Source organism: Niabella soli DSM 19437 (assembly GCF_000243115.2).
Lineage (GTDB): Bacteria > Bacteroidota > Bacteroidia > Chitinophagales > Chitinophagaceae > Niabella > Niabella soli.
Window position 1 is genome coordinate 3,103,528 of the sequence record NZ_CP007035.1, and the last position, 13,928, is coordinate 3,117,455.

Consider the following 13,928-nt stretch of genomic DNA (forward strand, 5'->3'; position numbering starts at 1 on the left):
TTAATAGCTGCTCTCATTATCTATTGGTTTAAAATCCCATATTGCGCTACTTTATCATAGTTTTTACAAATTGTTTCATTGCTTTGTCGTCCAAATACATTGGAAATCATAAAAATTTGAAGTTTTTTTCGTTTATATTAACCATTAGTCTGCTTATTTTCTGTTTTAGCGCAAAAGCGCAGATCCGGATCAAAGGCAATGTATACGACAGTTTGGGAAGGACCCCCGTACCTTCTGTATCGGTACTTACCAGTTCCGGGCGGGGCACCATTACCGCCATGGATGGGAGTTACAGCATTATGGTTGACCCAAAAGATTCCATCTGGTTTAGCTATCTGAATAAACCCACGCACAAATTCCCGGTCGATAAAATAAATACCCCCTATGCTTTTGACATTTCACTGCGGATAAATATTCCCGATCTGCCCCTGGTAAAAGTGCGGTCGCGCGATTACCACCTCGATTCTTTAGAGAACCGGGAGAATTACCGAAAATATTTTGATTTTGAAAAACCCGGCTTAGCCACCACCGCCACCCACGACGCATTTGGGGCTGCCTTTGACCTGGATGAGCTCATCAATGCCTTCCGCTTTAAGCGAACCAGGAAAATGACCAATTTCCGGAATAAGCTCATCAGCGACGAACAGGAAGGTTATGTGAAGTATCGCTTCAGCAAGGCATTGATCCGCCGGATCACCGGTATGACGAACGACAGCCTGATCAATGATTTTATCATGGCCTACTCCCCCAGCTACTTGTTCACAACGCGGGTAAACGACTATACGTTCCAGGAATACATTAAAAGATCCTATGAGCGCTACCGCCAGGGACTGCTTCCTTCGCCTATGTGGCGCGAAGGTTTGTACCGGAATGAGAGAATGGAGTATTGAGTCAATCGTGAAACGTCAAAAGTGAGATGAGAACGGCTCCTGTTTATCATCCGCCTGACCGGACGGGCAGGTTTCACTTCTTACGAAAAAATGAATTTTAAGCTGAAACTGCAGTTTTCCCCGCAGAAGAAAACGGTTTACTCCCGCCTCCTACAGAACGCTTTAGACAATCGTTTGCATGCAATGCCGTCCGCACAAAAAAGCAGCAGATCCATTCCTTTTATAATTTATTCCTGTAAGTTTGGCCCAATGGGCCCGGCTGATTCATGGTATACCAACTATAAAGCAAGGCTATTTGCCCTTGCCTGCCACTTCGGGTACACTACCGAAGAAGCAGAGGATATTGTGCACCAGTTTTTTTTGGACCTGCTGCAAAAGGAGCTCCCCAACGATATTAAGAACCCCGAAGCTTACCTGGTAACGGCCTTTAAAAGAAGGCTCATTGATCTGCACCGGGCAAACCGGCGCAAGGGGCAGGTGTCGGACATCGAAAATTTTTACCTCCCCTCCGCCCAGGACATTATTGAACAATTGGAAACGGATGAAGTATTGATGCACCGGATCACTGAGGCCTATAAAAAACTGCCTGCCCGGTACCGCCGGGTTATTTACATGAAATACTACCAGGGGTACTCTACCGAAAAAATCGTTTCCCTTACCGGGTTCACCCAGCAAACGGTTTATAATAATCTGTCGAAAGGTATCCAGCATCTGCGGCAACATTTAAAAAAGGAGCGGCTGTTTGCCAAACTGGCCAATTTCATTTTCCTGCCCTTTATTTAAAAATAAGTTAAAAAAAGCGGTTAGATTTTTTTCGGTTATCCGTCTATAATAAAAAGGATATCCGGATATGGTCTATACAGTTGAAGAGCTTGCAATTAATGACTCGTTTATTGCCTGGTGCACGGGACAAAACGAAAAGGATATTGCCTTTTGGAATGATTACCTCTACCAGCATCCTGAGCAATTATTAATCCTTGAAGAAGCGCGGAAGCTGGTACTGGGGTTGAGCTATATGCTTCAAAAAAAGCAGAATGAGCTATCGGCTGATAAAATCCGGCCCCAGCACGACCTCTATGTAGTTCCGGGAAAAGCCCATGCAGATCCTTTTAGTAAACCCTACGCCCCCAACTTTTCCCGTACGGGAAGGCGAAAAGTGCGGATGGCGGCGGCAGCCGTGTTACTGCTGCTGGGATCCGGCGCTTGGTTTTTGCACCAAGAATCCATTCGTCAGGACAAAAGGGCCGGCGGCACGGCATCCACCCTTTCCATACCCGCGCCAGGGGATAATATCCGTGCTAAAAACGGTGAATACAAAACACTGATACTCGCAGACGGCACAAAAGTGACGCTCAATGCGCAGTCTGAATTATCGGTTTCAAAGGCATTTGGAACAAAAGACCGCAATGTGCGTTTGACCGGGGAAGCCTTCTTTGAAGTGGCGCATAACCGGCAACTACCGTTTATTGTACAGGTGGCTAAGTATAAAATAAAAGCGGTGGGAACCAAGTTCAACGTGAAAGCCTATTCGAATGATGGCTACAGCGAGACCTCACTGCTGGAAGGCAAAGTACAGATCCTTGTTAATAACCGTGGGCAGGATGAAGTGTACAAAACGTTACAGGTAAATCAAAAATTTGTGTTGAACAATCCGGCAACGGCAGACGCGGCTCAGCCGGAGCAACAGGAGGTTGTGCCCTTATCTTATGATGACGCCAACCAAAATATAGAAACAGCCTGGGTAGACCATTTCCTGACTTTTGACAATACCCCGCTTACTGAAATTAAGAATATTCTGGAGCGGAAATATAATACCACGATCGTTATCGAAAATACCGACGTGTCAAAATACCATTATACTGCAAGCTTCCAAAACGAAAATATCGACGAAGTGCTAAAAGCCTTACAGCTTTCTTACCCATTCTCTTATAAAAAAGACGGAACAAAAATCATCATCACTAAATAAAAAAGATATGTAAACAAAAAAGGTACCCGGGTTCACAAAAAAAGGGAGAAACGGATTGCAGCCATTTCCCCCCACAGTAAATGGAAGAAAAAGGTCTTCCACTTGATTAATAAAAACCAATTAAAAGTATGAAAAAAAGCGTTTACGTAAAAAAGTGGCCGGGAAGGCTGCTTAAAAAACTGTTGTTTATGAAATTATGCATTGCCCTGGTGCTTATCACCGCTTCGCAGGTGGCAGCACGCACGGGTTACAGCCAGGAGTCCATCAGTTTAAAAATGGAAGATGCCTCATTGTCTGCAGTTTTAAAAACGATCCAGAAAAAGAGCGATTACCGGTTTGTGTACAGCAATAAAGTTGTTGATGATATTGGTACTATAAATATCAAAGTAGTAAATACCCCTGTATTAGATCTGGTATCGAGGATCTTAAATGGCTCCGCGCTGGAGTTTCAGCAGATGGACAATAAATTAATTGTAATACGCGAGAAAGCCGGGGAAAGAAAAAATATTATGGTGAAGGGTGTTGTCACCAATGCCAAAGGAGAACCCGTTGCCGGAGCCACAGTATCGTCAAACAAAGGAAAAGCCACTATCACAAATGATGCCGGAGCCTATAGCATCGAAGTAAGCGAGTTTGATGAGCTTACCTTTAGTTACGTAGGCTATACTACCCAGGTTATAAAGGTGAACAGCCAGGGAACTATTAATGTGATTTTGCAGGAAGCCAACCGGGCCCTGGAAGAAGTGGTGGTAACTGCTTTGGGTATTAAACGCCAGGAGAAAGCATTGGGTTACGCCACACAAAAAGTGGGCGGCAGTGCCGTTCAGGCTGTAAAAACCGTTGACCTGGGAACATCTTTAACGGGACAGGTTTCCGGTTTGGTTGTAAAAAATACGACAGAATTCAATAAAACACCCGGCATCCAGTTAAGAGGAGAAACACCATTGCTCGTAATCAACGGCGTACCTTATGGTAATATGTCGCTAAGGGATGTTCCTGCAGATGACATAGAAACTATCGATGTGTTAAAAGGTGCTACTGCATCCGCATTATACGGAAGCAGGGGTGGCGCGGGAGCCATTATGATCACTACAAAATCTGGCAAGGGAAAAGGGTTTGCTATTGACGTAAACAGCAACAATATGTTCACGCTGGGCTATACGGCGATTCCCAAAGTTCAAACCTCGTACGGACATGGGCTTGACGGAAAGATAGCCACCGACTATGTATGGGGGCCTAAATTAGATAGGGGTGACAGCGCCCTGCAATGGAATCCTGTTACCAAGCAAAGTCAGATGATGCCCTTAGTTTCCAGCGGCCGCGATAATCTGAAGAACTTTTTGCAGACAGGTGTCATCAGCAATAATAATATCAGTGTTACACAAAGCGGAGACAATGGCTTTTTCAGGGCAGGCCTGAACTATATTTACAATAAAGGGGAATGGCCGAATGCCAGGCTTCAGATAATAAACTACACCATGAGCGGGCAGATGAAACTCGGCAAAAAATTTGACCTGTCGGCTTCAATGGGTTATACCTGGCAACAATCACCGCAAAACGTTGGGGGTGGCTATGATAATCAGGGATATTTATATCAAATGCTGATGTGGACGGGCCCCGACTACGATATAAGGCAATACAGGGATTATTGGGTAACCCCTAACCTGAAACAAAACTGGTTGTATGATGCCTGGTACGACAATCCCTGGCTAATCGCTTACGAAAAACTGCTTTCCAACCAAAATAACAAACTAAATTCCAGCCTTACCGCAAACTACAGCTTTACTCCACATCTTAAGTTGATGTTTAGAACGGGCTATGATTATTATAGTAACGAGACGACACAGCGGAATCCTGCGAACGTTAACTCTGACAGAGGCGGCTTTAGTACATCCGGCTTGTTCAGGGACAATTTGGCCTGGGGCTTTAGTACCAACAACGACCTGATATTAACCTATGACAGAAACTTCGGCAAATTTGGACTAAATGCTTTGGCTGGCGGAAGCGTTTATTACTACGAAGATAGGATGCAAGGCGCCGCTACTGCTAACGGGTTAAGTATTCCGGGCTGGTACTCACTGGCGAACGCAGCTCCTTCTACCGCGGTAGGTGTAAACTCAATAAATAACAGCTACTCATTCTATCGAAAACAAACCAATGGCGCTTACGGGAAGGCTTCATTTTCTTACGACAATGGCGTTTACCTGGATATCACCGGAAGAAATGACTGGGCCTCCACACAACAGGCATCGCAGCGTTCCTACTTCTATCCATCTGCCGGTCTGAGCTTTATTCTTTCCAGATATCTGAAGTTGCCTGATTGGGTGGATCTTTTAAAACTCAGGGGATCATGGACAATCAGTAAAAATGTGCTGGATGTTTATAGTACGAACCGCAGCTTCTCCTCGGGCACCAGCTTTGGGCTGATATCTAACAGTTACCCGTCTAACCTGCTGGGAGAAAGCCTGTTGCCAAGCACCAACAGAACCTGGGAAACAGGGATTGCTTCCTATTTGTTTAAAAGCCGTCTGCATGTTGACGCAACCTATTTTGCAAAGCTGTATTACAACCGGCAGGTTTCCGCATCGGTTTCCGGTGCTTCAGGATTTACGTCAACCCTCGTAAATACAAATGAAACTTATGCAAGGCGCGGCATGGAAATAACCGTCGATGGAGACGCCATAAAAACCGGGAAATTCAAATGGCACTCCACTATAAACTGGTCTTATGATCATAAGTACTGGGTAAACCTGGATTCAGTATATACTACGGATGACAATTGGCACAAAAAAAATATTCGCCTTGATGTATATACCACCAAAGAATGGGCCCGTGACCCCAGCGGCAATTACATAAACGTAGGGGGAAAACCGATTAAAAATCCTTATAATACCCAGATAGGCTATGGAGATCCCAATTACTCATTTGGTTTTATTAATGATTTTACATGGAAGGATTTTGTTCTCGGCATTAACATTGACGGCCGGATCGGAGGCCTGATGTATGATTATATCTGGGATAAAATGTTTGATACCGGGTCCAACCCAGAAACAGATAACCAGTTCCGTTATAACCAGGTTGTAAATAAAGACAACACCTACACTGCTCCGGGAGTAAAAATAGCATCAGGAAAAGCCAGCTATGATAAATATGGCAACCTCATCAGCGACACCCGTACGTACGCACCTAACGATGTGCCCATCGGATACCAGACCTACGCACGGAACTTCAGAGACGGCCATTATGGTATTATGAGTGAATCCTTTGTGAAGCTGCGCCAGGTATCTATCGGATATAACCTCCCGAAAAATGCAATAAAATCTGTTCGCGGGCTGAGATCTGCATCCGTATCTGTAACAGGACAAAATCTATTGTTAATTACCAAGTTTAAATTTTCTGATCCAGACATAGATACAGAAGATCTGAATGCACCATCACAGAGAATGGTCGGCTTTAACATTAAACTTGGATTTTAAAAATCATGTTCATGAAAATTATTACTCGTTATACATTATTCGCAATATCATTTCTGATGCTTTGGGGCTGTACGAAAAAGTTTGATGCAATCAATACAAACCCTAACTCATCATTGGATTCCAGGGCAGACTGGCTGGCCACTTCAATGCTCAATTCTGTCACCGCCGGTGATATCAGCAGTACCAAAAGTTTTATGCAACCTTTCATGCTTGGGAAATATATCTTATGGTCAGAAGATCAGGAATCTTATCAGTATAATTCTCTTGGTCAGGCAGGCTTTGGCAGAATCGTTGTCTTAAGAAATGTAGCGCCTATGCTGAAATATGCAAAGACATTGGGTGATCCGGCGCAATATTCTTCTTACCTGGGATTAGCACATTTTCTGAGAGCATGGCAGTTTTTCCAAACAACCATGCAGGTAGGCGATATTCCCTACACCGATGCATTAAAAGGAGAAACTGATAAGGACGTGAGGCCGGCATACGATGCGCAAAAAACGGTATTCCTCGGCATTCTGAAAGAGTTGGATCAGGCAGACAGTGCCTTTGCGAACGGTGGCACTTTTGCCGGTGATTTTATTTACAATGGAAGTGCCGCCAAATGGCGCAGGCTTTCCAATAGCTTTCAACTTTACGTTCTGATGAATTTATACAAGAAAACGAATGACAATGACCTAAACGTTATTCAAAGATTCAAGGACGTTGCATCCCGCCCGCTAATGCAAAGCTACGCCGATAATTTTGCGGTTACATATATCGATGCAAAAGGCTCCAGCTATCCCTGGAGTAAAACTTCAAAACAAAACAACAGTTTTACTATTTATCCGATGGTTTCCTCAACGTTGATTGATTCATTGAAAGCCAATAATGACCGGAGATTATTTTATTACGCTGAACCATCTGATTCTTTAAAAAAGAAAGGTTTTACAGCAGATAACTTTAATTCATATCTTGGGATTGAGCCGTCTGACGCTTATTCCAAAACCACAGCAAGCCGCTCTAACGGCGCCTTTTCAGACGTGAATAAACGTTATGTAGACTTGTACAATGCCGAGCCGGTGGGCCTGTTTAATTATTGGGATCAGCAGTTCATCCTAGCAGAAGCTACAGTAAGAGGTTGGATAACTGGTGGCACGGCGCAGAGTTATTATGCCGCAGGTATCCAGAGCTCTATGAATTTCCTGGCAAACTTTACGCCAGCAAACTACACACATGGAATGGCGATGGACCCTGCCTACATTACTGCTTATCCGGCAACCGTTGCCCTCACCGGCACTGCCGAAAACCAGATAAAGCAGATCATCACTCAAAAATTCCTTGCAGGGTTTCTCCAGGGAGCAGATTATAATGCCTGGTACGAGTTCAGGAGAACGGGGTACCCGCTGTTTAAGTTGAATACCTCCACTAATCTGAATACCCCCAGTAACCAGTTCCCAGTAAGATGGACCTATCCACAAACGGAGCTCAACAACAACGCAGCCAATTACAAAACAGCCATTCAATCTCAATATAGTGGTATTGATGATGTGAATCAGGTGATGTGGCTATTAAAGTAGATTCAATCGAGCCATAAACAAGTTCTTTTTTCGGGCGGTGATCACAAGTCGCCGCCCGCTTGTTTATATACTATATGTGATGTACATTGTACGTCGTACATCAGACATTCGTAAATCATTAAATTTCCTATACCATGCCCATAGATTTCTCCCGAAGGGATTTTTTAAAAAATACCGGTCTGCTCGCCGGCGGTGCAGGCGTTTTTTCCACCCTCCCGGCATCCATACAAAAAGCCCTGGCCATCAATCCGGCTAAAGGATCCGGTTTTGAAGATGCCGAGCATATTGTGTTGCTGATGCAGGAGAACCGCTCGTTCGACCATTGTTTTGGTTCCTTAAAAGGCGTTCGGGGGTTTAACGACCCGCGGGTTTTAAAACTCGCGAACGGCAGCCCTGTATGGTTGCAGACCGATCAGAAAAAAAACAGCTATCTCCCCTTCCGGCTCAATATGCAGCAAACAAAGATCACCTGGATGGGCGGCCTGCCCCACTCCTGGAAAGACCAGGTGGATGCACGTAATAAAGGACAATACGATCAATGGCTGATCGCCAAAAAAACAGGGTACAAAGGCTTTGAAGGACAACCCATGACGATGGGCTATTATACCCGTGAAGACATTCCTTTTAACTATGCCCTGGCTGATGCCTTCACCGTTTGCGATCAGCATTTTTGCTCTTCTTTAACCGGTACCACACCCAATCGCCTGTATTTCTGGACTGGTGCACTGCGGAAGGACGGGGCGGCACAAAACCCTGCTTTGGTGCGTAATGAAGAATCGGATTATGGCGCTGAATCGGAATGGAAGACAATACCTGAATTATTGCAGGATAATGGCATCAGTTGGAAGGTATACCAGAATGAGATCAGCCTCCCTTCGGGTCTTGATGGCGACGCCGATGCCTGGCTAAGCAATTTTACGGATAACCCGCTGGAATGGTTTACGCAATTTAAAGTACGCCGCTCCACCAAATATGAAAGTTACCTGGTACAGCACCTGGCCCTGTTGGATAAGAAGCTGACCGGGCTGGAACAACAGGCAACACAACATCCGGAAGATCCCAAAAAACAAAAAGCGCTCGACGAAATGCGCAGGCAAAAAAAATACAAAACAGCCGAGCTGGAACGCTGCCGTAAAGAACTGGCTACTCCGCTCAGCGACTATGACCAGGTACTACATAACAATGCTTTTGCCATCAATGATTTTGACCCCGATTATCGCCACACCGAAACATTCGAATACAACGACCATGGCCAGCAACGGAAGATGCAGGTACCCAAATCGGATGTGCTGGCCAATTTCCGCAAAGATGTAAAAGAAGGGAAACTGCCTGCCGTTTCCTGGCTGGTAGCCCCGCAGTATTTTTCCGATCATCCTTCTGCACCCTGGTTTGGCGCCTGGTATGTTTCAGAAGTGTTAGATATACTAACACACAATGAAGACCTTTGGAAAAAAACGATCTTTATTCTTACCTATGATGAAAATGATGGTTATTTTGATCATGTGCCACCCTTTACGGCACCGGACTACCGCAATCCGGCCACGGGCGCGGTGTCAGCAGGAATTAAAAACATTGATAAGGAATTTGTAACAATGGATGATGAGCTCCGGCAAAAGGGCATACAAAAAAATAATGCCCGTGAAGGGTCCATTGGTTTGGGCTATCGCGTGCCTTTTGTAGTGGCCAGTCCTTGGACAAGAGGCGGCTATGTAAACTCCCAACTATTTGACCACACTTCTGTAGTGCAGTTCATTGAAAATTTTGCCTCCCGCAAAACAGGCAAAAAAATACAGATCTCCAATATGTCTGAATGGCGGCGGGCCGTTTGCGGCGACCTGTCTTCCGTTTTCCGGCCCTATAACGGCGAACCCATCCGGCAGCCTGAATTTTTAAAACGGAACGCTTACCTGCAGCGTATTGATGAGGCAAAATATCGCCCCATTCCAAAGGACATCCGGCCGCTTGCTACAGGTGAAATTGAAACCCTGCAAGCTGATTTTAAAAAGACTGCTGCTTATTTCAAACAGGAACCGGGAGCTAAGCCTTCCAATGCACTTCCTTATGAACTTTATGCCGATGGCAACCTGGATGAAACCAAACAAAATATGCTCATCCGGCTCGAAGCGGGCACCGGTTTTTTTAAACGCCGGTCAATGGGCAGCCCCTTCTCTTTATATGCTTACCTGCCCTATGCGGATATCAACGGTCAGAAAATTATTAACCGCAACTGGTCGCTTTCCGTGGCTGCTGGTGAAAAGCTGGAATATAAGATCCCGTTAAATGGATTTGAAGGAACCGCTTATCACCTGGCGCTGTTTGGCCCCAACGGGTTTTACCGGGAGTTGAAAGGGCATTCAGGGGAAGAGCTTATTACGGTAACTTTCGGGTACCGGAACAGCCCCGATAAAAAATTTGGACAAGCACAGGTAACGATTCACAATCATTCAGCAAAGCAGCAACAGGTAACCATAAAAGATAACAGTTACGGGCAACAAGGCATTCAAAAAAGCATTGGCCCAAACGCCGCTGTTACGCTTATTCTTTCACTGGAAAAAAGTTATGGATGGTATGATTGCTCCGTCTTCTTACAATCTGATCAACGCTTTGAACGAAAATTTGCAGGGAGAGTAGAAAACGGAAAGGAATCTTTTAGTGATCCTCTGTTATCGGGGCGGTAATCAATAGCCGGGAAGATGAGAAGCTATGCTCTATTTTACCGCCTTCCCGTCCCTCCCGGCTATTATCCTATTTCTTTACCGGCTGCTTCAGCATCTTGCTTAAAAACTCCGGTGTAATACCAATATAAGAAGCCACGTATTTTTGAGGAAGACAGGTAATTAACGAAGGGTATTGACTGCAGAAATTATTATAGCGTTCTTTGGCGCTAAGACTTAGTGCATCAATAACGCGGTGTTGCTGGGCCGCCAGCGATCGCTCCGAAAGTATCCGGAAAAAGCGGTCAAGCATTGGAACGGTATCATACAATTTCTCCAGGTCCTTCATTGCAATTAGCACTACTTCGCTTTCATCAACTGCATCAATATTTAACGAGGCTGGTGTTTGATCCAGCGAACTGCGCATATCGCCGATCCACCATCCCGGCGGGGCAAACTGCAAAATATGCTCAAAGCCATTCTCATCTATTGAATAGCTCCTCAGGCACCCCTCCGCAACAAATACAAGCGAGCGTTGCACTTCTCCCTCCTGGAGGAAAAAATCTTTTTTCTTGATGGTTTTGTACTTGCATACCGCGAGGATATTGTCTACCGCAGCAGCATCCAGGGCAACCAGCTTTTCAATATTCCGGATCAATGCATTGCTCATAGCGCTAAAGATACATTAAAAGCAACTATCCGGCCGCAGCTACCACTCCATGGGTGCATAACATTTTTGCTTAGGGTGGTCAGTTTCTGTGCTCCGCAGGAGCATCCGTGTCTATAGCATTTATATCATTTTTAACCGGGACTCCTGCAGAGTCCCGTGTTCATTTGAATACCAGGCATAAGAGCGCGTTGGTCCTGACAACTTTTTTACGCGGCTTCTATGGAGCCATGTCCCCTAAAACCACCTTTTTCTATAAACACGCAGCACCTCCGGCGCTAATGGCCCGGCAGGCGGGCATCCCGGTAAAACGAAAGGCTGCACTCCCCACGAATAAAGCGTTAGTTACTTCACGAGAAGGATCAATAAAAGTTATACTACCACTCCCACCCGTATAGCCCTTAACCCGGAAACCCCTTGCAGCTCCTCCAGTTCCAAAAATTCAAGATCATTATCCAGAAGTCCTTCATTCTGCAGGTAACTGATATAGCCTTTATATTCATCGGCTTCGTTCCGGTTAAAATATACCAGCGCAATTTTCCCGGGCTGTGTTAAGCGTTCCATGGTATTTTTTATATGCACTTTATCAATGCGTTTCTTTACGATCTGGTAACGGATATTGTAGCTGCCTTCCACATCAAATTTTCTTTCATCCGGCCGGAACGCAATATCAATGGGTACCGATCGTATAAAGATCAGTTGCGTGGTTTCCAGGGCATGCTCCATGGCGGGGCAAAGAGACCCGATTATGCGGGCAATCTCCGCCATAACCCGCAATTGCCAAAGCCTGATATTCTTTAAATACAACGGATCAAAAGCCCGTTGCGGTGCAATAGATTGCCCGATATAAATATCATACTCCAGGCCGTCGGTACGAAACTTTTCGAAGTAAGCAGGATATAATTTTTGAAGCTCTGCATTAAACTCTTCCAATTGCTGACTGATCACCGTATTAATCGCTTTCATGGAGCTTTCCAGCGCACGTCGGTTCTTAAATGCGTCGCCAGCCGCTTCGTTAATAGTGGCAAAATAATGCTCAACAGATTCTTTTAACTCCGGGTGGCTGACCACTACGTGTTTCAACAGCGGTTCTGCCTCCTGTTCCAGGAACTCGCTCAGCAATACCGAATCATAATCGCTAAAATAGTCGTCAATGGTGCCCAACCATTTTTTGCATTTGAAGATCATTTCATCGATCAGCAAAATACCGGTTTTATCTTTTGCCCGGGCTAATAAGCCCAGCATCAGTTCCAACTGATAACGGAGGTCCAATACCAATGCCTTGTTGCGTTCGATGGTAGAGTTCCGGATGTCTACCGCCCCGTATAACGGGTATACGTGTGAAAATCTGATTTTTTCAATGATCGGTTTTTTGGGTGCGTGATGGTTATCTCTTAAATAATGCCAGGCCACCTCTTTAAACTTCCATTGTACTGCCGGTTGCAAAGCGGTAAATTTATCCATAATGACGCTGTCAACAGCAGTATTGAATTCGTCTACGGTATTTTGAAGCAATTGCGCCACAATCGGCAATATGGGTCGCAGCTTCACCAGCCGGTTCTGCGTTAGCTGGTCCTTTTCCAGGCTGTATACCTCCAGTGCGCCCGCCACTTTATTGCTGTGATAAACGGGCAGCAGCGCGTACGACTGAATACCGGCCGCCTGCAGGTATCCCTCTATCACCTTATATTTTCCCGAAAACTCGTTCTCGCCAAAGATCACTGTCTTAGGATGATTCAGATAGCTTTCTGCAAAGCTGAGCAGGGTTTGCTCCTGGCCCTTTTCATTTTTTGCATCCCATAATACAGTAGTACCGCTATCTTCTCCGGAAAAAACCAACCGGTCGTTCACCCGCAAATTAGGCAGCAGGCCAAATTCAATTTTCGAAGACCCTAAAAGCGATTTCAGCGACTCAATGATCTGGTCATTATACCCGGCATCGGTATGCCCGTTCCGGTTCAGGGTAAGGCTTTTAATATTTTCAACCGATTGTTCTTCGGTTACATCTTCAATGGTAATAATTCCAAACCCCCTGAAAGCAAACAGGTTCAAGGGCAATTCCTGCAGCCCTTTTTCCCAGTCGAAATCTTCGTTGCGGATCTCGTTGGCCCAGGCCGCCATTTTAAGCTCCGGCAGCGGTCCTTTAACCTCCACTTCCACAAAACGGGTATCAATATTGATCCGGAAATACTTGGCAAGCCCTTCTTCCTGAAAATTTACAGAATGGGTAAGCTCCAGACTTGGTGAATAAGGCTGATCAAATACTTTGGAAAAAATGATGGTATAAATGAATTGCAGGCGTTGCTGTATCATTTCGGCCGTAGGCATTGCTGCTTCTTTACACTCATCCATGGCGCCCGCGCTCTTTCTTATAAGATCATAAAAAGCTTCCGTACCAAAAAAGATGACCGGGTCTATCGGAACACAGAGCCCCCACAAATTAACGCCTTCATCATCAAGGGGTGGCTGCAAAAGATTATATAGCAGTTCCAGTTCTTCCTGGAAATATTTTATTTCATCAAGCGGGATGCTTTCTTTTAAATGTTTGTTGGATAAAAACTTATTCAACACATATTCAAAAAAGCCTTTTTTTACCGACCCTGTTGCAGCGATCCGCTGTTCCAGGTAATTCAAAAAACGATTAAAGGAAAGCTGTACATCCAGGCCTCCTATTCTTTTACCCGTCTTCGCTGCAAGGTCAAATAATTCGTACTGCATT

At 45.1% G+C, this 13,928-nt stretch carries 8 protein-coding genes; 6 read left to right on the forward strand and 2 right to left on the reverse strand.

The annotated features are described in order from the left end of the window. The first annotated feature begins 116 nt into the window (after positions 1–116). From NIASO_RS13295 to NIASO_RS13320, 6 genes are all read left to right on the forward strand, one after another. A complete protein-coding gene (locus NIASO_RS13295; RefSeq protein WP_245605182.1) occupies positions 117–890 on the forward strand; it encodes a hypothetical protein in 774 nt (257 codons plus the stop codon). A 90-nt stretch (positions 891–980) separates the two neighbouring features. Next, positions 981–1,673, forward strand: coding sequence for an RNA polymerase sigma factor (locus NIASO_RS13300; RefSeq protein WP_245605183.1), 693 nt, complete (start codon positions 981–983; stop codon positions 1,671–1,673). Between the two features lie 67 nt (positions 1,674–1,740). Beyond that, the gene (locus tag NIASO_RS13305; RefSeq protein WP_008586578.1) at positions 1,741–2,856 is read left to right on the forward strand and encodes a FecR family protein; all 1,116 of its coding nucleotides are present in this window, start codon (positions 1,741–1,743) and stop codon (positions 2,854–2,856) included. 128 nt (positions 2,857–2,984) lie between these two features. Beyond that, positions 2,985–6,332 (forward strand): SusC/RagA family TonB-linked outer membrane protein, encoded by a 3,348-nt coding sequence (locus NIASO_RS13310; RefSeq protein WP_008586580.1) that lies wholly within the window; start codon positions 2,985–2,987, stop codon positions 6,330–6,332. 11 nt (positions 6,333–6,343) lie between these two features. Further along, positions 6,344–7,888 (forward strand): SusD/RagB family nutrient-binding outer membrane lipoprotein, encoded by a 1,545-nt coding sequence (locus NIASO_RS13315; RefSeq protein WP_008586582.1) that lies wholly within the window; start codon positions 6,344–6,346, stop codon positions 7,886–7,888. A gap of 134 nt (positions 7,889–8,022) precedes the next feature. After that, positions 8,023–10,566, forward strand: a complete 2,544-nt coding sequence (locus NIASO_RS13320; RefSeq protein WP_008586584.1) for a phosphocholine-specific phospholipase C — start codon at positions 8,023–8,025, stop codon at positions 10,564–10,566. A 67-nt stretch (positions 10,567–10,633) separates the two neighbouring features. On the opposite strand, the gene NIASO_RS13325 is transcribed toward NIASO_RS13320, so the two are convergent. Beyond that, complete coding sequence (locus NIASO_RS13325; protein WP_008586586.1) at positions 10,634–11,212, reverse strand: Crp/Fnr family transcriptional regulator; 579 nt, start codon at positions 11,210–11,212, stop codon at positions 10,634–10,636. Between the two features lie 369 nt (positions 11,213–11,581). Then, on the reverse strand, positions 11,582–13,927 hold the full coding sequence (locus NIASO_RS13330; RefSeq protein WP_008586587.1) for a GAF domain-containing protein: 2,346 nt from the start codon (positions 13,925–13,927) through the stop codon (positions 11,582–11,584). Between the last annotated feature and the right edge of the window lies 1 nt (position 13,928).